Below are 25,714 nucleotides of genomic sequence, written 5' to 3'. Positions count from 1 at the left end.
CGCCGGACAGCTGTGGCTGCGTACATCATTCGACGCGTCTTCGGCGCGGTGCTGTTGCTGCTGATCGTCAGCGCAGTCACCTTCGCGATTTTCTTCCTCGTCCCCCGGCTGGCCGGGCAGACGATGGACCAGCTCGCCGCGCAGTATGTGGGCAAGGATGCCAATCCCCAGTCCATTGCCGCGGTCAAGCACAACCTGGGTCTCGACCAGCCGCTCTACACGCAGTACTGGCACTTCATCAAGCAGATCTTCGTCGGTGCCACCTACAACTTCGGCCCCGACGCCTCGCAGTGCCACGCCCCGTGCTTCGGCTACTCCTTCAAGCGTCACGTCGAGGTCTGGCCGCAGCTCACCCAGCGCATCCCGGTGACGCTCTCGCTGGCCGTCGGTGCCGCCGTGATCTGGCTCGTCAGCGGCATCGCCATCGGTGTCGTCTCCGCCCTCAAGCGGGGTTCGCTGCTGGACCGTTTCTTCATGGGTGTCGCCCTGGCCGGCGTCTCCCTCCCGATCTTCTTCACCGGCATGCTGGCGCTCGGCGTCTTCACCGTGCAGTGGCCGATCTGGGAAGGCGTCAACTACGTCGCCTTCACGGATAATCCGGCCGACTGGGCATGGAATCTGCTGATCCCGTGGTGTTCGCTCGCCTTCCTCTACTCCGCGCTCTACGCCCGGCTCACCCGGGCCGGAATGCTGGAGACCATGGGCGAGGACTACATCCGTACGGCGCGCGCCAAGGGCCTCAAGGAGAGCCGGGTCATCGGCAAGCACGGGCTGCGGGCCGCGCTGACCCCCATCGTCACCATCTTCGGCATGGACTTCGGTCTGCTGCTGGGCGGCGCCGTGATCACCGAGACCGTGTTCTCCTTCCCCGGACTCGGCCAGTACGCCGTCAAGAGCGTGCAGGACAACGACCTTCCGATCGTCATGGGTGTGACGCTCGTCGCCGCTTTCTTCATCGTCATCTGCAATCTGCTGGTGGATCTGGTGTACGCCGCCATCGACCCCAGGGTGAGGCTCTCGTGAGTGAGGTTTCCAAGACCGAGGCGCCGGGCGAGCCGGTGGCCGGCCGGCGTTCCGGCGACGACGAGGCCTTCCTCTCCGTACGGGATCTGCGCATCCACTTCCAGACGGACGACGGCCTGGTCAAGTCGGTCGACGGCGTCAGCTTCGATGTGAAGCCGGGGCAGACCCTCGGCATCGTCGGTGAGTCCGGTTCGGGCAAGTCCGTCACGTCGCTCGGCGTGATGGGCCTGCACCGCACGGCCCCCAACGCCCGGATCTCCGGCGAGGTCTGGCTGGACGGCGAGGAACTGATCGGGGCCACCGCCGACCGGGTGCGCGAACTGCGCGGCCGCAAGATGGCGATGATCTTCCAGGACCCGCTCTCCGCGATGCACCCGTACTACTCGGTCGGCGCGCAGATCGTCGAGGCCTACCGGGTCCACAACAAGGTCAGCAAGAAGATCGCCCGTACGCGTGCGATCGAGATGCTCGACCGGGTCGGCATCCCCGAGCCGCACAAGCGGGTCGACGCCTATCCGCACGAGTTCTCCGGTGGTATGCGCCAGCGCGCCATGATCGCGATGGCGCTGGTCAACAACCCCGAGCTGCTGATCGCCGACGAGCCGACCACCGCCCTGGACGTCACCGTCCAGGCGCAGATCCTGGACCTGATCCGGGACCTGCAGAAGGAGTTCGGCTCCGCCGTCATCATGATCACGCACGACCTGGGCGTCGTCGCCGAGATGGCCGACGAGCTGCTGGTGATGTACGGCGGCCGGTGCATCGAGCGCGGTCCCGCCGAGCAGGTCTTCTACCAGGCCCAGCACCCGTACACCTGGGGGCTGCTCACCTCGATGCCGCGCATCGACCGCGAGCAGACCGAACGGCTGATCCCCGTCAAGGGCCAGCCGCCGTCGCTGATCAACATCCCGAGCGGCTGCGCCTTCAACCCGCGCTGCCCGTACGCGGACGTCCCCAAGGGCGACATCACGCGCACCACACGTCCCGAGCTGAAGCTGGTCGGCGACGGGCACTACTCGGCCTGCCACATGGCACCCGAGGAGCGCACCCGGATCTGGACCGAAGAGATTGCGCCGAAGCTGTGAGCGAGGCGAATGAGGTGAGCGACGTGAGCGAGAAGAAGGATCCCATCGTGCTCGACAAGGACGTGACGATCCCGGAGCAGGCCACCGCCCCGCGCGAGCCGCTGCTCAAGGTCGAGGGCCTGGTCAAGCACTTCCCGATCCGCAAGGGTCTGTTCGGCCGGCAGAGCGCCGCGGTCAAGGCCGTCGACGGCATCGACTTCGAGGTGTACCCGGGGGAGACCCTGGGCGTCGTCGGCGAGTCCGGCTGCGGCAAGTCGACCATGGGCCGGCTGATCACCCGGCTGCTTGAGCCGACCGGCGGCAAGGTCGAGTTCGAGGGCCGGGACATCACCCATCTGTCCATGGGGCAGATGCGGCCGATGCGCCGCGACGTCCAGATGATCTTCCAGGACCCGTACTCCTCGCTGAACCCGCGCCACACGATCGGCACGATCGTCAGCGCGCCGTTCAGGCTCCAGGGCGTCGAGCCCGAGGGCGGTCTGAAGAACCACGTCCAGGAGCTGCTGAAGCTGGTCGGGCTCAGCCCCGAGCACTACAACCGCTACCCGCACGAGTTCTCCGGTGGCCAGCGCCAGCGCATCGGCATCGCCCGCGCGCTGGCCCTGCGGCCGAAGCTGGTCGTCGCCGACGAGCCGGTCTCGGCGCTGGACGTGTCGATCCAGGCGCAGGTGGTGAACCTGCTCGACGACCTCCAGGACGAGCTCGGGCTCACGTACGTGATCATCGCGCACGACCTCTCGGTCATCCGCCATGTCTCGGACCGCATCGCCGTGATGTACCTCGGCAAGATCGTCGAGCTCACGGACCGCAAGTCGCTGTACGAGTCGCCCATGCACCCGTACACCAAGGCTCTGATGTCCGCGGTGCCGGTGCCGGACCCGCGGCGGCGTGGGGTGAAGAGCGAGCGGATCCTGCTCAAGGGCGACGTGCCGTCGCCGATCTCGCCGCCGAGCGGCTGCCGCTTCCACACGAGGTGCTGGAAGGCGACGCAGATCTGCAAGACGCAGGAACCCCCGCTGATCGCGCTGAAGACCGGTCACCAGGTGGCCTGCCACCACCCGGAGAACGCGCCGGACCAGGTGCCGGGCGAGAAGGTGCTGGCCGCGGCGCGGGAGGCGGTCGAAGTGGTTTCGGTGACGAAGGCGGCGGCGGCCGAGGTTGCGGAGTCCTCGGAGGACATCGCGCCGACCGAGGTCGCGGAGCCCGCTCAGGTCACCGAGTCCTCGGAGGCCGGCGAGGTGGCTGAGTCGGCCGAGGCCGCGGAAGCCGCGGAACCGGCTGAGGCCTCGGCGTCCGACGACACGACCGACGGCGACGACACCGCCGGGCCGTCCTCGGACGACGCCCCGACGCCGTCCGGGACCTCGGAGGACAGCCCCAAGCAGTAGTACCGGCACAATTGCCCGGTGCTCAACGAACTGTTCACGCCCTCCGTCCAGCATGCGCTCGACATCGTCGGAATTTTTGTCTTCGCGATCTCCGGCGCACTGCTCGCCGTACGCAAGAACTTCGATGTCTTCGGCATCGCGGTACTCGCCGAGGTGACAGCGCTGGGCGGGGGGCTGTTCCGTGATCTGATCATCGGGGCGGTGCCACCCGCCGCCTTCACCGATCTCGGTTACTTCCTCACTCCGCTGCTCGCCGCCGGCCTGGTCTTCTTCCTGCATCCGCACGTCGAGCGGATCCAGGTGGCGGTGAACGTCTTCGACGCGGCGGGCCTGGGGCTGTTCTGTGTCACGGGCACCGTCAAGGCGTACGACTACGGCCTGGGCCTCACCGCTTCGGCGGCCCTCGGCCTGGCCACCGCGGTCGGCGGTGGTGTGCTGCGTGACGTGCTCGCCAACGAGACGCCGTCACTGCTGCGCTGGGACCGCGATCTGTACGCCGTGCCCGCGATGGTCGGCGCAACCATGATCGTGCTGTGCATCCGCTTCGGCGCGATCAATGCCTTCACCAGCGGCACCGCTGTGATCGCCGCCTTCGTCCTGCGGCTGCTGGCGATGCGGTTCCACTGGCGGGCGCCCCGCGCGTACAAGCGATCCTCGGCCGCGGCCGAGGACCGCTCCGCCGCCACCTGACGGGCCCCGGCTCGCGTCGCGATACGCCGACACATCGTCGAATCAAAAAAGCTACCGCTCAGTAATGCAATCGGTGTACCGTGCATCTCATGGCACAGGCAGCTCAGGCACTCATCGGCGACAGCGAGTTCGACAGGGACACCGCTGTCACCCTTCGCGAAGAAGGCGTCTACGACGCCGAACTCTCCGCGGGCTGGACGATCATCCACGCCGTCAACGGCGGATATCTGCTGGCCATGCTCGGCCGCGCGCTCGGCGAGGCCCTGCCGCACCCCGATCCCTTCTCGGTCTCCGCGCACTACCTCACGGCGTCGGTTCCCGGCCCCGCGGTGATCCGGACGCAGGTCGTCCGCACCGGCCGTACCCTCTCCACGGGTCAGGCGTCGCTCTTCCAGTACGCGGAGGACGGCACCGAGGTCGAGCGCATCCGGGTCCTCGGCACGTACGGCGACCTGGACTCCCTCTCCGACGACGTCCGCACGTCGGTGAAGCCGCCGGCCATGGCGCCGATCGAGCAGTGCTTCGGCCCGGGTGACGGCCCGGCGCCCATCCCCGGCAGCTCTGCGATCACCGAGCGGCTCAACATCAAGCTCGACCCGTCGACCGTCGGATGGGCCATCGGCGCCCCGTCCGGCAAGGGCGAGATGCGCGGCTGGTTCGGCCTCGCGGATGGGCGTGACGCCGACCCGTACTCCCTGCTGCTGACCGTCGACGCGCTGCCGCCGACCTCGTTCGAGCTGGGGCTCAAGGGCTGGACGCCGACCATCGAGCTCACCACCCACATCCGCTGCCGCCCGGCCCCCGGCCCGCTGCGCGTCTCCATCACCACCCGCAACCTCGCGGGCGGCTTCCTGGAGGAGGACGCGGACGTCTGGGACAGCGCCGACCGGTTGGTCGCCCAGTCCCGCCAGTTGGCCCGCGCCCCGCGCAGCTGAACCACGCCGCCCGGGCTCCCGGACCGCCTGACGCGCGGGTGCCAGGTGGTCCAGGAGGCCGGACGGTGTGACATTCGACCGGCTGCTGTCGGTCATGCTGCTCTCCGGACCCCGGGCCGGTCCCTTCGGGCATGCCTAGCATTTCGAAGGCTCGCACGCGGCCCCGATGCGGCGCCCGGCTGTGCGCGGGATCGCCGTTCCGCATGCGGGCGGCGGGCGGCGGGTGAGCGTGGCGGCCGGCTCGGCCGGGATGTCCTCCTGTGCGAGATGTCCGGCGCCTCCATGCCCGCGGCCGGTCCCTAGGCGCCGGTGCCGTCCAGCCAGTGGCGTCTGCCGAGGGTGACGAGCCGCAGCCGCCGGCGGGTGACATCGGCCACCTGGGCCTCGCCGGCCGGGCCGGCGTCCAGCATCGCGGATGCCGTGATCACCATGTGGTCGACGTAGAGACCACCCAGCATCAGCAGGTCCTCGTCGCTCCAGCCCCGCGACTCCGGCTCCGCGGCGAGTGCTTCGGCCACCTCCTCGGCGAATAGCCGAAGTTGGGCCGCTATGGCCTCGCGGACCCGGCCGACACCGCCGTGCTGTTCACGGGCGATGAAGCGGAAGTGGGCGGGCTGCTCACGTACATGACGGGTGATCAGCTCGACGCTGCGGTCCAGTCGGGTCTCACTGTCGCCCGTCTCGGCGAGGATCGCGCCGATCACCCCGTGCAGGCTGCCGAGCGCTTCCTCGACGAGTGCCACGCCGAGCGCGGCGGTGTCGTCGAAATGCCGGTAGAAGGCGGTCGGCGTGACGCCCACCGCACGCGTCACCTCACGCAGTCCCAGGCTGCTCAGGCTCTGGTGCTCCAGCAGCTGGAGCGCGGCGTCCAGCAGTGCCTGACGGGTCTTCAGCTTCTGGGTCTGGCGGATGCCGACGGTGTGACTCATGCCATTCAGTAAACAACTGTTCTCCGGACCATGGAAGGGGTGGGCGGGTCTAGACTGATAAGTCAGTGAACACTCGTGCTCTCAAATGATGCGCAGAGCGTCCGAGTGCCCCGAGAACTCGCAGAAAGGCCGAACATGGTCATCCTCGTCGCCGCCCTGCTCCTGCTGGGGGTCGTCCTCGGGGCGGTGGTCCAGATTCCGCTCCCGCTGACCATCGCCCTCGCCGCCGCGATCGGCTGCTGGCTGCTGATCTTCGCCGTCCGTGAGCGGTTGGGCGCGCACCGCCGGTCCCACTGATCCGACCCGTTCCGATCCGACGTTCGAGCCAATGAAAGAGACGAAGGAGCCCGCACCATGACACTCACCGCATTCGCCCGCCGCGCCGGCGCCGGCACGGAAGCCGCCACCGCCGGAGGTGACGCCCCGCTGCCCGTCGGGCGCAGGAAGAGCACCCGGGACGCCGACGGTCTGGCCGTCGCCTCCTTCGTGCTCGGGCTGATCGGCCTGCTTGTGATGAACATCGTGCTCGGCCCGATCGCCATCGTGATGGCGGTCATCGCCCTCGCCCGATCCACCGCCCGCCGCGGCCGCGCCCTTCTCGGACTCGCCCTCGGCATCGCCGACCTCGTCGTCCTGGCCTTCCTGGTCACCGGAAACGGCACCGTCTCCTGGAGCTTCGGCAGCTGACCGACGGCGTCCTGCGGCGGCACACCCGGCCGGATCGGGCTCCGGTTCGGGCAAGTGGCACGACACCTGTCCGGCGTGCGCGGGTACGGACCGCGATGCGCCCGGCATACGCCCCACCCCGGGCTCGTAGAATCGAGCCCACCATGGCTTACCTCGACCACGCCGCGACCACGCCGATGCTTCCGGAGGCGATCGCGGCGATGACCGCCCAGCTCGCCGTCACCGGTAACGCGTCCTCACTGCACGCCGCCGGGCGCCGGGCCCGCCGTACCGTCGAGGAGTCGAGAGAGACCCTCGCCGACGCCCTCGGCGCACGCCCCAGCGAGGTGGTCTTCACCTCCGGCGGTACCGAGGCCGACAACCTCGCCGTGAAGGGCCTCTACTGGGCCCGCCGCGACGCCGACCCCCGACGCACCCGCGTACTCGCCGGTCCCGTCGAGCACCATGCCGTGCTGGACGCCGTCGACTGGCTCGCCGAACACGAGGGTGCGACCGTCGAATACCTCCCCGTCGACTCCTACGGCCGCGTCCACCCGGACGCGTTGCGCGAGGCGATCGAGCGCAACCCCGACGATGTGGCGATGGTCACCGTGATGTGGGCCAACAACGAGATCGGCACCATCATGCCGGTACGTGAACTGGCTGCCGTGGCCGGTGAGTTCGATGTGCCGATGCATTCGGACGCGGTGCAGGCCTTCGGTCAGGTGGAGGTCGACTTCGCCCGGTCGGGACTGGCCGCCATGACCGTCAGCGCGCACAAGATCGGCGGTCCGTTCGGCATCGGCGCGCTGCTGCTCGGCCGCGCCCACACCCCCGTACCCGTGCTGCACGGCGGCGGCCAGGAGCGGCATGTGCGCTCCGGGACCCTCGACGTGCCCGCCATCGCCGCCTTCGCGGTGGCCGGCCGGCTCGCCGCCGACGGCCGCGAGGAGTTCTCCCGGGAGATCGGCGGACTCCGTGACCAGCTGGTCACGGCCGTGCTCGCGGCCGTTCCCGACGCGATCCTCGGCGGTGATCCGGCGCCGGGCGGCCGGCTCCCGGCGAACGCCCACTTCACGTTCCCCGGCTGCGAGGGAGACTCCCTGCTCCTGCTGCTGGACGCCCAGGGCATCGAGTGCTCCACCGGCTCCGCCTGCACAGCGGGAATCGCCCAGCCCAGCCATGTACTGCTGGCCACCGGCACCGACCCGGACCTGGCCCGCGGCACGCTGCGGTTCTCGCTCGGACACACATCGACCAAGCAGGACGTCGAGGACGTCGCACGGGCGATCGGCCCGGCGGTCGAGCGCGCGCGGACGGCGGGCCTCAGCTGAACCGGGCGGCGGGCCCCGCTCTCACCGGGCGCCCGCAGCCCGAACCAGTTCGATGTACCGGTCCCAGTCCCAGTGCGGGCCCGGATCGGTGTGGTCGGTGCCCGGCACCTCCACATGCCCGATGATGTGCGTCCGGTCCACCGGTATCCGGTACCGGCCGCAGATCGCGGCCGACAGCCGCGCCGACGCCTCGTACATCGCGGCCGTGAAGTCCTGCGGCCGGTCCACGAACCCCTCGTGCTCGATGCCGACGCTGCGCTCGTTGTACGACTTGTTCCCCGCGTGGAACGCCACGTCCAGCTCACGGATCATCTGTGTCACATGGCCGTCCTTGCGCACCACGTAGTGCGCCGCCGCACCGTGGCCGGGGTCCTGGAAGACCCTGACCGCGCCGCGGAAACTGCCCTGGGTCACATGGATGACGACCCGGTCTATGGCGTAGTCGGCGGGGCGGTCCGCCCGCCGCCAGTTCGCCGGGGACGCCGCTGTCCACCGCGCCCGTGCGTAATCCAGCTCGCCGGGCTTGCGGGGCTTCTCCACACCGGGCAGCCGCCACCAGGCGTGCTCCAGCTTCTCCCGGGCCAGCGCCGCCGTGCCCACCGCCGTGACAGCAGCACCGATCAGCAACCCGCGCCGGCTGACGCCGTGCTCCGGTCCGGTCCCCGCCGACCGCCCGGCGCCTGCCGTCTCCTTGGTCCCCATGAGATCGACAACGCATATCCGAGAGCATTCGGTTCCCGGCGCCCCGTACCCTGGTGGAGCTATGACTCAGACTTCCCAGCGCCCCCTCCGTGTGCTCGCCGCCATGTCGGGCGGTGTCGACTCCGCCGTCGCCGCGGCCCGCGCCGCCGAGGCGGGCCACGACGTGACCGGTGTGCACCTGGCACTCTCCGCGAACCCGCAGTCGTTCCGTACCGGAGCGCGCGGCTGTTGCACCATCGAGGACTCCCGTGACGCCCGCCGCGCCGCGGACGTCATCGGCATCCCGTTCTACGTCTGGGACCTGGCGGAACGCTTCCGCGAGGACGTCGTGGAGGACTTCATCGCCGAGTACGAGGCGGGCCGCACGCCCAACCCGTGTCTGCGCTGCAACGAGAAGATCAAGTTCGCGGCGCTGCTCGACAAGGCGCTCGCGCTCGGCTTCGACGCCGTCTGCACCGGCCACTACGCCACCGTCGTGCTGAACGAGGACGGCAGCCGCGAGCTGCACCGCGCCTCGGACATGGCCAAGGACCAGTCGTACGTCCTCGGTGTGCTGGACGAGAGGCAGCTCGCCCACGCGATGTTTCCGCTCGGCGACACCCTCACCACCAAGGACGAGATCCGCGCCGAGGCGGAGGCCCGTGGCCTGGCCGTGGCGAAGAAGCCCGACAGCCACGACATCTGCTTCATCGCCGACGGCGACACCCAGGGCTTCCTTGCCGACCGCCTCGGCGGCAAGGCCGAGGGCGACATCCTCGACGAGTCCGGCAACAGGCTCGGCACCCACGAGGGCGCCTTCGGTTTCACCATCGGCCAGCGCAAGGGCCTGCGCATCGGCCACCCCGCCGCCGACGGCAAGCCGCGCTACGTCCTCGACATCTCCCCGGTGAACAACACGGTGACGGTCGGCCCTGTGGAGGCCCTCGACGTCACGGCGCTGACGGCGATCAAGCCCCGCTGGTGCGGCACGGCCCCGGCCGGCCCCGGTACGTACACTGCGCAGCTCCGCGCCCACGGCGGTGAGACCGAGGTGACCGCCGAGCTCGTCGACGGCACGCTGAACGTCACCTTCACGGAGCCGGTACGGGGCGTGGCCCCCGGACAGGCGGTCGTGCTGTACGACGGGACACGAGTGGTCGGCTCGGCGACGATCGCGACGACGGTCCGGCGCACCGAAGCCGCGGTCGCGCGGGGCTGAAGCGGTTCCTCCGCGGCGGGCCGGGCTCGGGCCGCGACGAGGCGTCGCGGCCGCGGGACCTACGACGCCCGGCTGACGTACATGTCCTTCGAGAAGAACTCCGCCAGCACCGGCGCGACCACCTGTGGCGCCAGATCATGCGTCTGGCCCGTCAGTGTGCGGTGCCGGGCGCGCGGGATCGCGTCCGCGAGGACACGGGTCAGGGTGCGCATCGGGGTGGGACTGAACCCGCCCGTGAGCACCATGGTGCGCGCCGTGACGGATCCGAGACGCTCGGCGGGGACCGTGCCGTTGCCGAGGATCGCGTCGTCGTACGCCAGGGTGTGCGCCAGTGATTCGAGGCCGCGCCACATTGCGGCTTGCCGCATCCGGGCGATCATGTCGGCCGGGATCCCCGCGAGCGACAGGAACAGCTCTAGTGCCGCCGCCCGGTCCCCGGCCGACAGCAGGCGGTGCAGCCGGCTCGCGTAGCGCGCCTTGGCCCGGCGGCCCGGTGCGTCCGGGGCGAACGGCGGTTCGTACACCGCGAGCAGGTCGACGGGCAGCCCCGCGGCCTGCGCCTCCAGCGCCAGGGCGCCGCCGGACGACATCCCGAACACCGAGGCCCGCCCACCGACCCGATCGATCATCGCCGCCAGATCCTCGACCTCGCGCTCCACCGCGTACGGCGCACCGTCGCCGCTGGAGCCGCGGCCGCGCCGGTCATAGGTCACGACGCTGAACCGCGACGCCAGAAGTTCCGCCAGCGGTGCCTCGGTCGCCGCAGTGCTCAGCGCCCCGCCCACCAGAATCACGGGCGGCCCGTCACCGCTGCGCCGGTGGGCGATCAAAGTGCCGTCACGGGAAGGGGTCTTGTCCATGTGTGGATGGACCGTGGCGCACGGCAGAACTCATCGCTGCGGCGAGGAAGTGTTTCGAGATTCTTCAACTCCGCAGTTCAGCACGGTGTCCGGCGATCAGTCGGAGACCGTCTCGGTGTCGTAGAAGCAGAAGTGGTCCTTGATCGCGGTGACTTCGGGCTTGGGGTCCGGATAGGCCCAGACGAGATCGGCCGCGTCCGGCAGTGACCAGTACGAGGCATCCCCCTTGAACGGGCAGTGGGTGCGGGTGTCCGAGGCCGTGAGCAGTTCCGTGCGGACGTCCTCGGGCGGCAGGTAGTAGCGGACCGGACAGCCCGTCTCGCGCAGTACGAGCGGACGGCGGCTCTCGGCGAGCAGCTGACCGTCACGCACCACGCGCACATGCTCGGTGCCGGGCTCGACGGTGATCACATGTCCTGTGGTGGAAGTCATGTCTTGTTCAGCCGTGCCGTGCGCCGGATTCTTCCCCGGATCGACACCCCGTCCCGTCGCGTGTCCGTGGGGGCACTTACGGTTGATGCATGAACATCTGCGTCTTTCTCTCCGCCGCCGACCTCGACGACCGCTACACCCGGCCCGCCCGCGAGTTCGCCGAACTGATGGGCCGCGGCGGACACACACTTGTCTGGGGTGGCTCGGAGAGCGGGCTGATGAAGGTGGTGGCCGACGGGGTGCAGGAGTCGGGCGGGCGGCTCGTCGGGGTCTCGGTGGACTTCATGGCCGCCCTGGCCCGGACCGATGCCGACGAGATGGTGATCGCACGCGATCTCGCCGAGCGCAAGGCGCTGCTCCTGGAGAAGGCCGACGCCGTCGTGATCATGGTGGGCGGTATGGGGACGCTCGACGAGGCCACGGAGATCCTGGAGCTGAAGAAGCACGGCAAGCACGACAAGCCGGTCGTCCTGCTGAACACGGCGGGTTTCTACGACGGGCTGCGTCTGCAGTTCCAGCGCATGGAGGACGAAGGCTTCCTGCCCCTTCCCCTCACCGACCTGGTGTTCTTCGCGAAGGACGGGGTCGGGGCGCTGGCCTACCTGGAGGAGTGGTCCGGCATTCAGTAGCCACGCGGCCGGATGCGACCATGGGCGCATGTCCACTCACCTCATCACCGGCGCCGGCTCCGGCATCGGAGCAGCTGTCGCCCGCCGTCTCCTGGAGCGCGGTGACGAACTCGTGCTGCTGGCCCGTGACGCGGGCCGCGCCAAGGAGCTGGCCGCGCTCCACCCCGGGGCCCGCACGCTCGTCGGCGACCTCGGCAACCCGGACCGGCTGTCCTGGGCCTTCGCGCAGCAGTCGCTCCCGGAGCGGATCGACTCGCTGCTCCACGTCGCGGGTGTCGTGGAGCTGGGCCAGGTCGGGGAGCTCACGCCCAAGGCATGGCATTTCCAGCTCAACACCAACCTGGTCGCCCCTGCGGAGCTGACCCGGCTCTTCCTGCCGCAACTGCGCGTGGCCCAGGGCCATGTCGTCTTCGTGAACTCGGGTGCAGGGCTCAGCGCGAACGCCCAGTGGGGCGCGTACGCCGCGAGCAAGCACGGGCTGAAGGCGCTCGCCGACTCGCTGCGCCAGGAGGAGCACGGAAACGGTGTCCGGGTGAGCTCCGTCTACCCCGGACGTACTGCCAGCCCCATGCAGGCCAAGGTGCACCAGCAGGAGGGCAAGGAGTACGACGCCTCCCGGTTCATCGACCCGGAGTCCGTGGCGACCACGATCGTGATGGCGATCGACCTGCCGCGCGACGCCGAGGTCAACGACCTCACGGTCCGCCCCGGGCGCTGAAGCCCCGACCGCCGGGCCCGCGCCGGGCCCGGCGGCCCGGACCGTAGGCTTCCTGCGTGACCGAGAAAAGCAAGTTCAGCGGGTGCCGCGCGACCGGGGTCGGATCGATGCCCGGGGGAGATGCGCGGGAGGCGGCGAAGACCGTCACCGGGTCCTTCGCGGACGGTGAGGGTCTGCCGCATCTGCCGGAACTGCCCGCACGCGGGCCCGGCGCCGACATGATCGGGCGGACCATCGGACTGCTCGTCGACATGTACGGCCATGTCGAGCCGAGCGGCTGGCGCATCAGCGACCGGCCGGGCCGTGACACCCGGCGGGCCCGCTCCTGGCTGGGTGAGGACCTCGACGCCCTGGAGGAGTTCACCCAGGGGTACGAGGGGCCGCTCAAGGTCCAGGCCGTCGGCCCCTGGACGCTCGCCGCCGCGCTGGAACGGCGGGGCGGCGAGGCCGTGCTCGGCGACCCGGGGGCCTGCCGCGATCTGGCGGCCTCGCTGGCCGAGGGGCTGCTGGGCCATCTCTCGGAGGTACGGCGCAGGATGCCCGGCGCCCGGGTGATCCTCCAGCTCGACGAACCGTCCCTGACCGGCGTACTGCGTGGGCACATCAGGACGGCGAGCGGCTACCGCACCTACCGGGCCGTGGACCGGCAGGTGGTGGAGGGCACGCTCCGCGATGTCCTGGCGGCGAACGGGGAAGAGGCGACGCTCGTGCACACCTGCGCGCCGGACGTGCCGTTCGCGCTGCTGCGCCGGGCCGGGGCCGACGGGATCTCGTTCGACTTCTCACTGCTCACCGAGCGTGAGGAGGAGGCGATCGGGGAAGCGGTCGAAGGCGGTACGCAGCTCTTCCTCGGGGTCGTGCCCGGCACCGACCCGGCTTCGGACGCATTGTCGGACCCGGGCGGTAGCGTCATGGGTGTCAGGACGCTGTGGCGCAGGCTGGGGCTGAATCCGGGGACTCTTGCCGAGTCGCTGGTGATCACCCCGTCGTGCGGGCTCGCAGGTGCGTCGCCCGCGTATGCGCGCGCCGCGCTCGCCCACTGCGCCCGGGCCGCGAGATCGCTCGCAGACAACCCTGAGTAAGCGGGTATCGGGTAACGGGAGGACGAGACGATGGCCAGCGGACAGAAATCGGAAGTGCCCGCGGAGGCGCAGCAGCGGCATGCGCTCCTTGCCGAGCAGATCGAGGAACACCGCTTCCGGTACTACGTGAACGACCAGCCGGTCGTCAGCGACGCCGAGTTCGACCGGCTGATGCGCTCGCTGCAGGACCTGGAGGACGAGTACCCGCAGCTGCGTACGCCCGAGTCGCCGACCCAGAAGGTCGCGGGGCCGTACCGGACGGAGTTCACCTCGGTCGAGCACCGCGAACGGATGCTCTCCCTGGACAACGCCTTCGACGACGAGGGGCTGGCGGTCTGGGCCGAGCGCGTCGCCAAGGACGTCGGCGCCGCCCCCTACCACTTCCTGTGCGAGCTCAAGGTGGACGGCCTCGCGGTCAACCTCACGTACGAGCAGGGGCTGCTGACCCGCGCCGCGACCCGTGGCGACGGCCGCACCGGCGAGGACATCACTCCCAATGTCCGCACGATCGCCGAGATCCCGCACCGGCTGAAGGGCGACCGGATCCCGGCGCTGGTCGAGATCCGCGGCGAGGTCTTCTTCCCGATGGAGGCATTCGAGGAGCTCAACGCCCGGCTGGTCGCGGTCGACGACAAGCCGTTCGCGAACCCGCGCAACGCGGCGGCGGGCTCACTGCGCCAGAAGGACCCGAAGGTCACCGCCGGCCGCCCGCTGCACATGGTGGTGCACGGCATCGGTGCCCGTGAGGGCTTCCGGATCGACCGGCTCTCGCATGCCTACGAGCTGCTGCACGAATGGGGCCTGCCCACCGCGAAGTACAACAAGGTCGTCGACTCCCTCGACGATGTCAGGGAGTTCATCGCCTACTTCGGCGAGAACCGGCACTCCGTGGAGCACGAGATCGACGGAGTCGTCGTCAAGCTCGACGAGATCGCGCTCCAGGGCCGGCTGGGCTCCACCTCGCGCGCCCCGCGCTGGGCGATCGCCTGGAAGTACCCGCCGGAAGAGGTGAACACCAAGCTGGTGAACATCCGGGTCGGTGTCGGACGCACCGGCCGGGTCACTCCGTACGCACAGGTCGAACCCGTCGAGGTGGCAGGCTCCGAGGTCGAGTTCGCCACCCTGCACAACCAGAACGTGGTGAAGGAGAAGGGCGTCCTCATCGGGGACACGGTGGTGATCCGCAAGGCGGGCGATGTGATCCCGGAGATCCTCGGCCCGGTCGTCGATCTGCGGGACGGCACCGAGCGGGCGTTCGTGATGCCGACCCACTGCCCCGAGTGCGGGACGGAGCTGCGGCCCATGAAGGAGGCCGACATCGACGTCCGCTGTCCCAACGCGCGCTTCTGCCCCGCGCAGTTGCGCGAGCGCGTCGCCTATCTCGCGGGCCGCAAGTGCCTGGACATCGACCACTTCGGGTATGTCGCGGCGGCCGCCCTGACCAAGCCGCTGGAGCCCACCGAGCCGCCCCTGCGCGACGAGAGCGACCTCTTCGGGTTGACGATCGAGCAGCTGCTGCCGATCCGGGCCTACGTCCTGGACATGGACAGCGGACTGCCCAAGCACGACCCGAGGACCGGCGAGGAGAAGACCGCCCTGGTCTTCGCCAACCAGCACGGCGAGCCGAAGAAGAACGCCGTGGCGATGCTGGAGTCGATCACCGCCGCCAAACAGGCGCCGTTGGCCCGGATCCTCACCGGGCTCTCGATCCGGCACGTCGGCCCGGTCGCGGCCGAGGAACTGGCCCGGCAGTTCCGTTCGATGGACCGCATCGAGGCGGCGACCGAGGAGGAACTGGCCGCAGCGGACGGCGTCGGACCCATCATCGCCGCCTCGGTCACCCAGTGGTTCGCGGAGGACTGGCACCGGGAGATCCTGCGCAAGTGGCGGGAGGCCGGGGTCCGGATGGCCGACGAGAGTGCGGGTGAGGACGAGGCGCCGCGTCCGCTCGAAGGGCTCGTCGTCGTCGTCACGGGCACGCTGGCCGATCACACCAGGGATGGCGCGAAAGAGGCCCTGCAGAGCCGTGGGGCAAAGGTGACAGGATCCGTTTCGAAGAAGACCTCCTTCGTGGTGGTCGGCGACAATCCGGGCTCGAAGTACGACAAGGCGATGCAACTGAAGGTTCCGGTTCTGGACGGGGCGGGCTTCGCCGTACTGCTCGAACAGGGTCCTGACGCGGCACTCGAGGCGGCTGTGCCGGTCGTCGGACCGGTCGCGGAGTAGCCGGGCCGCTGCGGCCCGGACGGGCGAACGGCATGACCGGGAAGCCCGGTTCACCCGTTCGGTGCATACCAGATGCTGAGTGATGGTCAGTTCGCATTCGGGCAAGAGCTGTAGAGCGCTGCCCGTACGGGCGTTCCGCGGCCTACTGTTGAGATGTGCGCGTGCCGTGCCCGGTTGCGTGACGGTGATCCCGGCTGCGTGACAGCCGTGGGTTCGTGGTGGCATGGGAGCGGGACGAGCAGGTGACATCGGCACCGCCGGCTGTGAGAGGGACGGAATGAAACCGACCGAGAGCACCGCACCGGTGTCGCGGCTGCAAGGTTTCCTCGGCCTCATGCCCAAAGTGGGTGCCGCCGTTGTACTGGTCGCCACCGTTCAGCTGGCGACCGGCTTCTACCGGACCGTGAGCGCCGGGCACGCACTCTTCCCGAACGGTGCGGCCGGCTGGTCGCTCGCCGTCCTCACCGGGATCATCGTCGGCCATCTCGTCGCGCTCGGGCGGGACCGCTGGTGGGGCGGCACCGGATCGGGTGCCGCCCTCACCCTTGCCGTGCTGCTGCTCTACGGCTGGGTGCCCGCCGGCCTGGTCAGCCTGGTCGTCGTCGTGCTCGTCGGGGTGGCCCGCAGACACCGCTGGTGGCAGGGGCTGCTGCACGGTGCGGTGGACATCCTGGGGATAGGTGCGGCGGCTCTGGTCCTCGCCGCGTTCGGCGACGTGCAGAGCGTCGAGTCGCCCTGGAAGCCACTCGACTGGGGCATCGACGCCGTCCCGGAAGTCGTTCTGGCCGCGTCCACGTACCTCGTCGTCACCAGGGTCCTCCTCTGGTACGCACGGACACCCCAGGGCGGCGGGCTGCCGACCATCGCCCGCACCGCCCTGCTGCGCCAGGGGCTCGTGGCGGTCGCGCTCCTCGGGCTCGCCCCACTGATCTGCGTCGTCGCGATCGCCACCCCCGTACTGCTGCCGCTGTTCGCCGTTCCGCTGATCGCCCTGGACTCCACCCTCTGGATCGCCCGGGCGCGGGCCGAGGAGCAGCTGCGGGACCCGCTGACCGGGCTGCCCAACCGGCAGTGGCTGCTGGAGCGCACATGGACAGCGCTGGAGGACGCCGAGAACATCGGCGCCAGATCCGCGCTCGTCCTGATCGACCTCGACCGGTTCCGCGCGGTCAACGACACCCTCGGCCATCTCGCGGGGGACCGGCTGCTGCTGCAGATAGCGGAGCGCCTCCGGCTGGCCCTGCCGCGCGGAGCGGAGGCCGCGCGGCTCGGCGGCGACGAGTTCGCCGTACTGCTGCCGACCGCGGACTCCACCACCAGTGCCCAGCGCGTCGCCCGCCATCTGGTCGCAGAGCTCTCCTCACCACTGGACCTCGACGGCCTCACGCTGGTGCTGGAGGCCAGCGCCGGAGTCGCCGTCTACCCCGACCACGCGCTGGACGCCGAAGGGCTGCTCAGACGGGCGGACGTGGCGATGTACCAGGCCAAGCGGGACCGTACGGGCGTCGAGGTGTACGAGTCGAAGCGGGACAGCAACACCCCGGACCGACTCGGACTCCTCGGGGACCTGCGGCGCGCGCTGGACGCCGGCGAGGTGGAGCTCCACTACCAGCCGAAGGTCCGGTTCGACGGTCAGGTGGCCGGGCTCGAGGCGCTGGTGCGCTGGGTGCACCCGGAGCGCGGCCGGGTTCCTCCGGACGAGTTCATCGCCATCGCCGAGTCCTCGGGTCTGATGCCGCACCTCACCGATTACGTGCTGGAGACGGCGCTGGCCCAGGTCGCCCGGTGGCGGGCGCAGGGCCTGTTCGTCCCGGTCGCGGTCAACGTATCCCCGCGCGACGTCCACACCCCGGGCTTCGCGGGCGGCGTGGCGGCGCGGCTCGCCCGGCACGGCGTCCCGGCCGGCTCCCTCCAGCTCGAGATAACGGAACACGTGCTGCTGGAGGACCCGCAGCGCGCGGCCGACACGCTGGCCGGCCTCACCGGGCACGGCGTGAAGATGTCCCTCGACGACTTCGGTACGGGTTACTCCTCGCTGGTGCACCTGCGCCGGCTGCCGGTCAGCGAGCTGAAGATCGACCGGTCCTTCGTCGCCCGGCTGGCCGTCGACAACGAGGACGCGGAGATCGTCCGCTGCACCATCGACCTGGCCCACTCGCTAGGCCTGCTGGTCGTCGCCGAGGGCGTCGAGGACGACGAGACGTGGGAGCGGCTGCGGGATCTGCGCTGCGATGCGGTGCAGGGGTGGCTGGTCGCGGCCGCGATGCCGCCGCAGGAGACGACGGCGTGGCTGCGGGCGCGCGGCGAGCACGGCTGGCGGCGGCCGGCGGAGCTGAAGGCGGCGGCCGCCGCGGCCGCTGCCGCCGCCGCATCGGGGGTGACGGGCGTGACGGCAGCGGTGGCCGAGTTGGAGCAGCGGCAGCCCGGGCGGTCCGCGCAGTCGCGTCCGGCGACGACCTGAGCGGGCCCGGCGGCCCGGATCCCGGCGGCGGAATCGAGCCGATCACCCCCGATACGGGCGCGGCCGGGGGCTGACCGGAGGCGAGTGATCCATGGGTGGCGGCCCCGTCGGCGCCGGACCCCATAGGATTGGGGCCAAAACCACAACACTCACCCCTGAGGATCGCTGCATGCCTGGCATCACGCGCGAGGAGGTCGCCCACCTCGCCCGGCTGGCGCGTCTGGAGCTGAAGGGCGAAGAGCTCGATCACTTCGCCGGTCAGCTCGACGACATCATCGGCGCGGTCGCCCGCGTCTCCGAGGTCGCCGACCAAGACGTACCGCCGACCTCCCACCCGCTGCCGCTGACCAATGTCATGCGCGCGGACGAGGTCCGTCCGTCGCTCACCCCCGAGCAGGCGCTCTCCGGCGCCCCGGCCCAGGAGCAGCAGCGTTTCAAGGTGCCGCAGATCCTGGGGGAGGACTAGAAGTCATGACGGACAACAGTTCCATCATCAAGCTCACCGCCGCCGAGATCGCCGGGAAGATCGCTTCCGGCGAGCTCACGGCCGTCGAGGTCACCGAGGCGCACCTGGCCCGGATCGACGCGGTCGACGAGAAGGTCCACGCCTTCCTGCACATCGACCGTGAGGGCGCGCTCGCGCAGGCCCGCGCCGTCGACGCGAAGAGGGCCGCGGGCGAGAAGCTCGGCCCGCTGGCCGGTGTTCCGCTCGCGCTGAAGGACATCTTCACCACGAAGACGATGCCGACCACCGTCGGCTCGAAGATCCTCGAGGGCTGGGTCCCGCCGTACGACGCGACCCTGACCAAGAAGCTGAAGGACGCCGACGTCGTCATCCTCGGCAAGACCAACATGGACGAGTTCGCCATGGGGTCCTCCACCGAGAACAGCGCCTACGGCCCGACCGGTAACCCGTGGGATCTCACCCGGATCCCGGGCGGCTCCGGAGGTGGCTCCTCGGCCGCGCTCGCGTCGTTCGAGGCCCCGCTCGCCATCGGCACGGACACCGGCGGTTCCATCCGCCAGCCCGCCGCCGTCACGGGCACCGTCGGCGTCAAGCCCACCTACGGTGCGGTCTCCCGCTACGGCATGGTCGCCTTCTCGTCCTCCCTCGACCAGGGTGGCCCGTGCGCCCGCACGGTCCTGGACGCGGCGCTGCTCCACGAGGTGATCGCCGGACACGACCCGCTGGACTCGACGTCCATCGACGCCCCGGTCCCGCCGGTCGTCGAGGCCGCCCGCAACGGCAGCGTCGACGGCATGCGCATCGGCGTCGTCAAGCAGTTCTCCGGCGAGGGCTACCAGGCCGGTGTCGTCCAGCGCTTCAACGAGTCGGTCGAGCTTCTGAAGTCGCTCGGTGCCACCGTCGTCGAGCTGGACTGCCCGTCCTTCGACCTGGGTCTGTCGGCGTACTACCTGATCGCGCCGTCCGAGTGCTCCTCGAACCTGGCCCGCTTCGACGCCATGCGGTACGGCCTCCGGGTCGGCGACGACGGCACGAAGTCCGCCGAGGAGGTCACCGCGCTCACTCGCGAGGCCGGCTTCGGCGACGAGGTCAAGCGCCGCGTCATCCTCGGTACGTACGCACTCAGCTCCGGCTACTACGACGCGTACTACGGCTCGGCGCAGAAGGTCCGCACGCTCATCACCCGGGACTTCGAGAAGGCCTTCGAGCAGGTCGACGTGATCGTCTCGCCGACGACGCCGACCACCGCCTTCCCGATCGGCGAGCGCGCCGACGACCCGATGGCGATGTACCTGGCCGACCTGTGCACCATTCCGACCAACCTGGCCGGCAACTCCGCGATGTCGCTGCCCTGCGGTCTGGCGCCGGAGGACGGCCTGCCGGTCGGTCTGCAGATCATCGCCCCCGCCATGAAGGACGACCGGCTGTACAAGGTCGGGGCCGCCGTCGAGGCCGCCTTCGTGGAAAGGTGGGGGCACCCGCTGCTGGAGGAGGCTCCGTCACTGTGAGTGCACTGACCAAGGCCAAGGGCTTCAAGAAGTCCAAGACCGGTACGTACCTGTCCATCGGCACCACCGCGTTCGGCGCGGTCAGCGTGCTCAAGCAGGCCAAGAAGGCACGCTCCGAGCACGACACGCTCCGGCTGGTCGACGCCGTCGTCTCCGCTGCCGCCATCGCCACCGGCATCGCTCTTCTCTACCGAGAGCTGAAGCGCCTGGGCGACGACGACGTACTGCTGGGTTGAGAGGGAAAGTTTCACCGTGACTGTCACTGACCTGGTGCCGTACGAGGACGCCCTCGCGACGTACGACCCCGTCATGGGCCTGGAGGTCCATGTCGAGCTCGGCACCAAGACCAAGATGTTCTGCGGCTGCTCCACCGAGCTGGGCGCGGAGCCGAACTCGCAGACGTGCCCGACCTGCCTCGGCATGCCCGGCTCGCTGCCGGTCGTCAACGCCATCGGCGTCGAGTCCGCCATCAAGATCGGTCTCGCGCTGAACTGCGAGATCGCCGAGTGGTGCCGCTTCGCCCGGAAGAACTACTTCTATCCGGACATGCCGAAGAACTTCCAGACCTCGCAGTACGACGAGCCGATCGCCTTCGACGGCTATCTGGACGTCCAGCTGGAGGACGGGGAGACCTTCCGGGTGCAGATCGAGCGCGCCCACATGGAGGAGGACACCGGTAAGTCGCTGCACGTCGGCGGCGCCACGGGCCGTATCCACGGCGCGTCCCACTCCCTGCTGGACTACAACCGTGCGGGCATCCCGCTGATCGAGATCGTCACCAAGCCGATCGAGGGAGCGGGCGCGCGAGCCCCCGAGGTCGCGAAGGCGTACGTCGCCGAGCTGCGCGAGCTCATCAAGGCGTTGGGCGTATCCGAGGCCCGCATGGAGCAGGGCCAGATGCGCTGCGACGTGAACCTGTCGCTGCGCCCCAACGGCACCGAGACGTTCGGTACCCGCTCCGAGACGAAGAACGTGAACTCGCTGCGTTCCGTCGAGCGCGCCGCCCGTTACGAGATCCAGCGCCATGCCGCGGTGCTGAACTCCGGCGCCAAGGTCGTGCAGGAGACCCGGCACTTCCACGAGGAGGACGGCTCCACCACGGCCGGCCGCATCAAGGACAACGCCGAGGACTACCGCTACTTCCCGGAGCCGGACCTGGTGCCCGTCGCCCCGGCCCGCGACTGGGTCGAGGAGCTGCGCAAGGGGCTTCCCGAGCTGCCGCGGGTACGCCGCAACCGGCTGCGCGAGGAGTGGGGCGTCTCGGAGTTCGACATGCAGTCGATCCTCAACGCGGGCGCGGTCGACCTGATCGTCGCCACGACCGAGGCGGGTGCCCCGTCCGACCAGGCCCGCAAGTGGTGGATGGGCGAGCTGGCCCGGCAGTCCAACGAGACCGGTGTCGCCCTGGACGCGCTGGCGATCACCCCGGCGCAGGTGGCCCGGGTGACCGAGCTCGTCGCCTCCGGCGACCTCAACGACAAGCTGGCGCGCCAGGTCATCGAGGGTGTCCTCGCGGGCGAGGGCGACCCGGACGCAGTCGTCGAGAAGCGGGGCCTGAAGGTCGTCTCGGACGAGGGCGCGCTGGGCGCGGCCGTGGACGAGGCCATCGCCGCCAACGCGGCCGTCGCGGACAAGATCCGCGGTGGCAAGGTCGCGGCGGCGGGTGCGCTCGTCGGCGCGGTCATGAAGGCCACCCGCGGCCAGGCGGACGCGGCCCGGGTGCGCGAGCTGATCCTGGAGAAGCTCGGCGTCGAGGGCTGAGTCCTTCGCGCAGCCGCGGCTGCGTACGTACGTAGGTGAAGGGGCGGTACACCCGGCCGACGGGTGCACCGCCCCTTCATGATTCCTCGCGCTTCCGGAGAGAGAGTCCGCTGAACACCGTCACCGCCGAGATCGTCTCCGTCGCGCTGCTTCTCGCGGTGCTGGCGTTCGCCGTCGCACGCCCCCGGGGGCTGCCCGAGGCGACGATCGCCGTACCCGCCGCCGTACTGGTGGTGGGCATGGGCGCGGTGCCGTTCGCGGAGGCACGGGCCCAGGTCGGCAGCCTGCTGCCGGTCGTCGGCTTCCTCGCCGCCATTCTCGTGCTGGCCCAGCTCTGCGCCGACGAAGGACTGTTCACCGCCGCCGGCCATATGGTCGCCCGCCTCTGCCGGGGACGGACCGGGCCGCTGCTCGGCGGGGTCTTCGTCGTGGCGGCGCTGATCACGGCCGTCCTCAGCCTGGACGCCACGGTGGTCCTGCTGACGCCCGTCGTCATCGCCACCGCCGCCCGTGTCGGCGCCCACCCCCGCCCGTACGTCTACGCCTGCGCGCATCTCGCCAACTCGGCGTCCCTGCTGCTTCCCGTCTCCAACCTCACCAACCTGCTGGCGTTCACCGCGAGCGGCCTCTCCTTCACCCGCTTCGCCGCACTGATGTCGCTGCCGTGGCTGGCTGCCATCGCCGTCGAGTACGTCATCTTCCGCCGCGTCTTCGCCGACGACCTGGCAGCGGGCGCGCACCCGCCGGATCCGGACGAGGAGCCGACCGGCGTCCCCGTCTTCACGCTCGTCGTCCTCGCCCTGACACTGGCGGGCTTCGTCATCACCTCGTTCGCGGGCGCGGAACCGCTGTGGGCCGCGCTGGCCGGGGCGGCGGTGCTCGCGGTCCGGGCGCTCGGTCAGCGCAGGACGACGGTCAAGGGCCTGGTGCAGGCCGCCCACCCGCTGTTCTGCCTCTTCGTGCTCGCCCTCGGTGTGGTGGTCAAGGCGGTCGTCGACCACGGCCTCGGCGCCGGGATCGGCGCGCTCCTGCCCGGCGATTCGTCACTGCCCGCACTTCTGGCGGTGGCAACCGTGGCCGCCGTGCTCGCCAACCTGATCAACAACCTGCCCGCGATCCTCGCCCTGCTCCCGGTCGTCGCGGCGGCCGGGCCCGGGCCGCTGCTCGCCGCCCTGATCGGGGTGAACCTCGGCCCGAACCTCACGTACGTGGGCTCGCTCGCCACCCTCCTGTGGCGCCGCATCCTGCACACCCATGGCGTCGCACCCGAACTGGGCCACTTCACCCGGTTGGGGCTGCTGACCGTACCGGCGACACTGGTGGTGTCGACGGTCGCGCTGTGGGGGGCGCTGCACACGATCGGGGTATGACCGGTACCACGGCCGGGCGAGGCGTTCGGGCTCTCCGCGGTGGCCTGCTGGACGTTCACCGCCGGGCCGCACGGTGGTCTTTCTGCCGCCACCTGGCTTGATTAGCTTCCCGGCTGTAGGACCGGACTCGGGAGGCTCAACTTGACCACGGACATCTCACGGCGACGACTCCTCGCGCTCGGTGGCGGCGCCCTCGGTGCCGCGGCGGCCGGGTCGCTGCTGCCTCCGTCGCTGCAGGCCGCGCTCGCCGCGCAGCCGGTGCGCCCGGCGGGGTCCGGCGGCCTCGGGGACATCAGGCACGTGGTGATCCTGATGCAGGAGAACCGTTCCTTCGATCACTACTTCGGGACTCTGCGCGGTGTACGCGGCTTCGGCGACCGCAACGCGATCGAACTGCCCTCCGGCAAGCCCGTCTTCGAGCAGCCGGGAGCATCGGACACCTCCGTGCTGCCGTTCCCGATCCGGGACGCCGCCGCGACGCAGAAGAAGGACCTCCAGTACGTCAACGCCCTCGACCACTCCTGGAGCGGCGGCGGCAAGGCGTGGGCCGGCGGCTGGATGAACGGCTGGGTGACCGCGAAGACGGCCGCCACCATGGCGTACTACGACCGCCGCGACATCCCGCTGCACTACGAACTGGCCGACACGTTCACGGTCTGCGACGCGTACCACTCGTCCATCCACACCTCCACCAGCCCCAACCGAAACCACTTGTGGAGCGGGAAGACGGGCTTCGAGGCGAACGGCAGGCGGGCGGTCGGCAACGACGCGTACAGCGAGGGCACCCACCCGGGCTACGGCTGGAGCACCTACGCGGAACGGCTGGAGAAGGCCGGGCACAGCTGGAAGACGTACACCGAGTGGGAGAACTTCACCGACAACCAGATCGAGTTCTTCGCGACGTTCAAGGCGATCGCCCGCAAGGCGCTGGCGAAGACCGGCGGCCACACCTACATGGAGTCCTTCTACGCGGCAGTCCGTGACACGGACGACGCGGCGGAGCGCGAGCGGCTGCTCGGACTGCTGGAGGACGGGGTCGCCACGCTCACCGAGGCCGAGCGCAGCCTCTTCGAGCGAGGGCTGCGCCGGGTCGAGACCGGCACGCTGGCCGACGCGTTCGCCGAGGACGTCGCGGCGGGCACACTGCCCGAGGTCTCCTACCTGGTGCCGTCGGCGGTCGACTCCGAGCACCCGAGCGTCTCCTCCCCGATCCACAGCGCGACGATCGTCTACAAGGTCCTGGACGCGCTGGGCAGGCACCCCGATGTGTGGCGGCACACCGCCGTCATCATCAACTACGACGAGAACGACGGCTTCTTCGACCATGTCCCGCCGCCGGTCGCGCCGCCCGAGGTGACCGACGAACAGTGGGAGTCCAAGCCCACCGGCCTCGGAGTGCGCGTGCCGCTGCTCGTCGTGTCGCCGTGGACCGTGGGCGGCTTCGTCTGCTCCGAGGTCTTCGACCACACCTCCGTGATCCGCTTCCTGGAGCGGTGGACCGGCGTGCGGGAACCGAACATCAGCGACTGGCGGCGCACGGTCACCGGTGATCTGACGTCTGCCTTCGACTTCACGCGCGGACGGCGTCGGCCCGAGATGGAGCAGCCGGGCGTCATCCCGCCGTTCAGCGGACGCTGGGTGCCGAAGCCGCCCGCCGTCCAGCAGATGCCCGTACAGGAGCCCGGTGCCCGGCCCGCCCGTCCGCTGCCGTACCAGCCGGACGCGCAGGCGAAGATCGTGGACGGAGCGGTGCGGGTCGCCCTCAGCAACACGGGTCGTTCATCGGCGCACTTCGCGCTCTACCCCTACGCCGGAGAGTTCCCCGTTCCGCAGCACCGGGACGTGAGGGGCACGGCGATATGGACGGTGCCCGTCAGCGGTGAGGCGTACCGGTTCACGGTGACCGGGCCGAACGGCTTCCGCCGCGAGTTCGCCGGAACCGCCGAAGGCGGACCCGAGGTCGCCACCTGGGTCGACGCCCACGAGCGCGATGTGCACCTCACCCTGCGCAACACGGGGCGGCGGACACTCACCTACACCGTCCGGCCGCTGGGCTACGTCGACGAGGCGGACCTGCGGGACTGGACGAGGACGATCAAGGTCAAGCCGGGGCGGAGCCGTACGGTCGTCCACTCGGCGGCCGACGCGCACGGCTGGTACGACCTGGCCGTCACGGTCGACGGGGACGACGCCTTCAGCCGTCGGCTGATGGGACACATCGAGAACGGCCGGGCCAGCGTCTCCGGCTGAC

General features: G+C 70.3%; 24 protein-coding genes. 20 read left to right on the top strand and 4 right to left on the bottom strand.

The window, feature by feature from the left end:
• Positions 1 to 12 precede the first annotated feature (12 nt).
• The 5 genes from OG963_RS16260 (at position 13) to OG963_RS16240 (ending at position 5,121) form a co-directional block, all read left to right on the top strand.
• On the top strand, positions 13 to 1,023 hold the full coding sequence (locus OG963_RS16260; RefSeq protein ID WP_030930984.1) for an ABC transporter permease: 1,011 nt from the start codon (positions 13 to 15) through the stop codon (positions 1,021 to 1,023).
• The gene (locus tag OG963_RS16255) at positions 1,020 to 2,108 is read left to right on the top strand and encodes an ABC transporter ATP-binding protein (protein ID WP_030930981.1); all 1,089 of its coding nucleotides are present in this window, start codon (positions 1,020 to 1,022) and stop codon (positions 2,106 to 2,108) included. Before OG963_RS16260 ends, OG963_RS16255 begins: the two co-directional genes overlap by 4 nt.
• Positions 2,109 to 2,155: 47 nt before the next feature.
• Positions 2,156 to 3,496, top strand: coding sequence for an ABC transporter ATP-binding protein (locus OG963_RS16250; protein ID WP_256223456.1), 1,341 nt, complete (start codon positions 2,156 to 2,158; stop codon positions 3,494 to 3,496).
• 18 nt (positions 3,497 to 3,514) lie between these two features.
• On the top strand, positions 3,515 to 4,186 hold the full coding sequence (locus OG963_RS16245) for a trimeric intracellular cation channel family protein (RefSeq protein ID WP_093929351.1): 672 nt from the start codon (positions 3,515 to 3,517) through the stop codon (positions 4,184 to 4,186).
• Positions 4,187 to 4,275: 89 nt separating this feature from the next.
• Positions 4,276 to 5,121: a thioesterase family protein gene (locus OG963_RS16240; protein ID WP_030930970.1), complete on the top strand. Its 846-nt coding sequence runs from the start codon at positions 4,276 to 4,278 to the stop codon at positions 5,119 to 5,121.
• Positions 5,122 to 5,420: 299 nt separating this feature from the next.
• Here the strand turns inward: OG963_RS16240 and OG963_RS16235 are convergent, their stop codons facing one another.
• On the bottom strand, positions 5,421 to 6,050 hold the full coding sequence (locus OG963_RS16235) for a TetR family transcriptional regulator (protein WP_319738650.1): 630 nt from the start codon (positions 6,048 to 6,050) through the stop codon (positions 5,421 to 5,423).
• 135 nt (positions 6,051 to 6,185) lie between these two features.
• Between OG963_RS16235 and OG963_RS16230 the strand changes: the two genes are divergently transcribed.
• The 3 genes from OG963_RS16230 to OG963_RS16220 all read left to right on the top strand — a co-directional run bounded on the left by OG963_RS16230 (position 6,186) and on the right by OG963_RS16220 (position 8,050).
• Positions 6,186 to 6,347 (top strand): hypothetical protein, encoded by a 162-nt coding sequence (locus tag OG963_RS16230; RefSeq protein WP_030930964.1) that lies wholly within the window; start codon positions 6,186 to 6,188, stop codon positions 6,345 to 6,347.
• 57 nt (positions 6,348 to 6,404) lie between these two features.
• Complete coding sequence (locus OG963_RS16225; RefSeq protein ID WP_256223395.1) at positions 6,405 to 6,737, top strand: DUF4190 domain-containing protein; 333 nt, start codon at positions 6,405 to 6,407, stop codon at positions 6,735 to 6,737.
• Positions 6,738 to 6,880: 143 nt separating this feature from the next.
• Positions 6,881 to 8,050, top strand: a complete 1,170-nt coding sequence (locus OG963_RS16220) for a cysteine desulfurase family protein (protein WP_093772411.1) — start codon at positions 6,881 to 6,883, stop codon at positions 8,048 to 8,050.
• A gap of 21 nt (positions 8,051 to 8,071) precedes the next feature.
• On the opposite strand, the gene OG963_RS16215 is transcribed toward OG963_RS16220, so the two are convergent.
• Complete coding sequence (locus OG963_RS16215) at positions 8,072 to 8,752, bottom strand: N-acetylmuramoyl-L-alanine amidase (protein ID WP_093772409.1); 681 nt, start codon at positions 8,750 to 8,752, stop codon at positions 8,072 to 8,074.
• Between the two features lie 61 nt (positions 8,753 to 8,813).
• On the opposite strand from OG963_RS16215, the gene mnmA reads away from it, so the two are divergent.
• Positions 8,814 to 9,950, top strand: coding sequence for a tRNA 2-thiouridine(34) synthase MnmA (gene mnmA / locus OG963_RS16210; RefSeq protein ID WP_093772407.1), 1,137 nt, complete (start codon positions 8,814 to 8,816; stop codon positions 9,948 to 9,950).
• 59 nt (positions 9,951 to 10,009) lie between these two features.
• Here the strand turns inward: mnmA and OG963_RS16205 are convergent, their stop codons facing one another.
• Together OG963_RS16205 and OG963_RS16200 are read right to left on the bottom strand one after the other, a co-directional pair.
• Complete coding sequence (locus tag OG963_RS16205; RefSeq protein ID WP_371799192.1) at positions 10,010 to 10,810, bottom strand: alpha/beta fold hydrolase; 801 nt, start codon at positions 10,808 to 10,810, stop codon at positions 10,010 to 10,012.
• Positions 10,811 to 10,906: 96 nt separating this feature from the next.
• Entirely contained in the window at positions 10,907 to 11,242 is a 336-nt protein-coding gene (locus OG963_RS16200; RefSeq protein WP_093772403.1) for a DUF427 domain-containing protein, read from the bottom strand.
• 89 nt (positions 11,243 to 11,331) lie between these two features.
• Between OG963_RS16200 and OG963_RS16195 the strand changes: the two genes are divergently transcribed.
• From OG963_RS16195 to OG963_RS16145, 11 genes are all read left to right on the top strand, one after another.
• Positions 11,332 to 11,871: a TIGR00730 family Rossman fold protein gene (locus tag OG963_RS16195; RefSeq protein WP_030930943.1), complete on the top strand. Its 540-nt coding sequence runs from the start codon at positions 11,332 to 11,334 to the stop codon at positions 11,869 to 11,871.
• Positions 11,872 to 11,899: 28 nt separating this feature from the next.
• The gene (locus OG963_RS16190; protein ID WP_030930941.1) at positions 11,900 to 12,589 is read left to right on the top strand and encodes an SDR family oxidoreductase; all 690 of its coding nucleotides are present in this window, start codon (positions 11,900 to 11,902) and stop codon (positions 12,587 to 12,589) included.
• 56 nt (positions 12,590 to 12,645) lie between these two features.
• Entirely contained in the window at positions 12,646 to 13,671 is a 1,026-nt protein-coding gene (locus OG963_RS16185) for a methionine synthase (RefSeq protein WP_093772401.1), read from the top strand.
• Between the two features lie 30 nt (positions 13,672 to 13,701).
• Positions 13,702 to 15,897, top strand: a complete 2,196-nt coding sequence (gene ligA, locus OG963_RS16180) for an NAD-dependent DNA ligase LigA (RefSeq protein WP_371799191.1) — start codon at positions 13,702 to 13,704, stop codon at positions 15,895 to 15,897.
• 277 nt (positions 15,898 to 16,174) lie between these two features.
• Positions 16,175 to 18,358, top strand: a complete 2,184-nt coding sequence (locus OG963_RS16175; RefSeq protein WP_371799190.1) for a putative bifunctional diguanylate cyclase/phosphodiesterase — start codon at positions 16,175 to 16,177, stop codon at positions 18,356 to 18,358.
• Positions 18,359 to 18,527: 169 nt separating this feature from the next.
• A complete protein-coding gene (gene gatC / locus OG963_RS16170; RefSeq protein ID WP_015036350.1) occupies positions 18,528 to 18,824 on the top strand; it encodes an Asp-tRNA(Asn)/Glu-tRNA(Gln) amidotransferase subunit GatC in 297 nt (98 codons plus the stop codon).
• A 5-nt stretch (positions 18,825 to 18,829) separates the two neighbouring features.
• Positions 18,830 to 20,332 (top strand): Asp-tRNA(Asn)/Glu-tRNA(Gln) amidotransferase subunit GatA, encoded by a 1,503-nt coding sequence (gene gatA, locus OG963_RS16165; protein WP_093772395.1) that lies wholly within the window; start codon positions 18,830 to 18,832, stop codon positions 20,330 to 20,332.
• Positions 20,329 to 20,568 carry a hypothetical protein gene (locus tag OG963_RS16160; RefSeq protein ID WP_030930926.1) on the top strand — a complete coding sequence of 80 codons (240 nt, stop codon included), beginning with the start codon at positions 20,329 to 20,331 and terminating at the stop codon, positions 20,566 to 20,568. Before gatA ends, OG963_RS16160 begins: the two co-directional genes overlap by 4 nt.
• Positions 20,569 to 20,584: 16 nt before the next feature.
• Positions 20,585 to 22,093, top strand: a complete 1,509-nt coding sequence (gene gatB / locus OG963_RS16155) for an Asp-tRNA(Asn)/Glu-tRNA(Gln) amidotransferase subunit GatB (RefSeq protein ID WP_327126888.1) — start codon at positions 20,585 to 20,587, stop codon at positions 22,091 to 22,093.
• A gap of 110 nt (positions 22,094 to 22,203) precedes the next feature.
• Positions 22,204 to 23,463, top strand: a complete 1,260-nt coding sequence (locus OG963_RS16150; RefSeq protein ID WP_371800300.1) for an SLC13 family permease — start codon at positions 22,204 to 22,206, stop codon at positions 23,461 to 23,463.
• Positions 23,464 to 23,604: 141 nt separating this feature from the next.
• Positions 23,605 to 25,713: a phosphocholine-specific phospholipase C gene (locus OG963_RS16145; RefSeq protein ID WP_093772391.1), complete on the top strand. Its 2,109-nt coding sequence runs from the start codon at positions 23,605 to 23,607 to the stop codon at positions 25,711 to 25,713.
• The last annotated feature ends 1 nt before the right edge of the window (position 25,714 follow it).

This window comes from Streptomyces sp. NBC_01707, from assembly GCF_041438805.1.
Classification (GTDB): domain Bacteria; phylum Actinomycetota; class Actinomycetes; order Streptomycetales; family Streptomycetaceae; genus Streptomyces.
This window is presented reverse-complemented; position numbering and strand designations above follow the sequence as displayed.

Excerpts from the sequence above, each read along its gene's own strand:
- OG963_RS16195 (WP_030930943.1), top strand. The coding sequence starts at position 11,332 with ATGAACATCTGCGTCTTTCTCTCCGCCGCCGACCTCGACGACCGCTAC.
- OG963_RS16235 (WP_319738650.1), bottom strand. The coding sequence starts at position 6,050 with ATGAGTCACACCGTCGGCATCCGCCAGACCCAGAAGCTGAAGACCCGT.
- gatC (WP_015036350.1), top strand. The coding sequence starts at position 18,528 with ATGCCTGGCATCACGCGCGAGGAGGTCGCCCACCTCGCCCGGCTGGCG.
- OG963_RS16225 (WP_256223395.1), top strand. The coding sequence starts at position 6,405 with ATGACACTCACCGCATTCGCCCGCCGCGCCGGCGCCGGCACGGAAGCC.
- ligA (WP_371799191.1), top strand. The coding sequence starts at position 13,702 with ATGGCCAGCGGACAGAAATCGGAAGTGCCCGCGGAGGCGCAGCAGCGG.
- OG963_RS16205 (WP_371799192.1), bottom strand. The coding sequence starts at position 10,810 with ATGGACAAGACCCCTTCCCGTGACGGCACTTTGATCGCCCACCGGCGC.
- OG963_RS16220 (WP_093772411.1), top strand. The coding sequence starts at position 6,881 with ATGGCTTACCTCGACCACGCCGCGACCACGCCGATGCTTCCGGAGGCG.
- OG963_RS16175 (WP_371799190.1), top strand. The coding sequence starts at position 16,175 with ATGAAACCGACCGAGAGCACCGCACCGGTGTCGCGGCTGCAAGGTTTC.
- OG963_RS16200 (WP_093772403.1), bottom strand. The coding sequence starts at position 11,242 with ATGACTTCCACCACAGGACATGTGATCACCGTCGAGCCCGGCACCGAG.
- OG963_RS16240 (WP_030930970.1), top strand. The coding sequence starts at position 4,276 with ATGGCACAGGCAGCTCAGGCACTCATCGGCGACAGCGAGTTCGACAGG.
- OG963_RS16190 (WP_030930941.1), top strand. The coding sequence starts at position 11,900 with ATGTCCACTCACCTCATCACCGGCGCCGGCTCCGGCATCGGAGCAGCT.
- OG963_RS16230 (WP_030930964.1), top strand. The coding sequence starts at position 6,186 with ATGGTCATCCTCGTCGCCGCCCTGCTCCTGCTGGGGGTCGTCCTCGGG.
- gatA (WP_093772395.1), top strand. The coding sequence starts at position 18,830 with ATGACGGACAACAGTTCCATCATCAAGCTCACCGCCGCCGAGATCGCC.
- mnmA (WP_093772407.1), top strand. The coding sequence starts at position 8,814 with ATGACTCAGACTTCCCAGCGCCCCCTCCGTGTGCTCGCCGCCATGTCG.
- OG963_RS16215 (WP_093772409.1), bottom strand. The coding sequence starts at position 8,752 with ATGGGGACCAAGGAGACGGCAGGCGCCGGGCGGTCGGCGGGGACCGGA.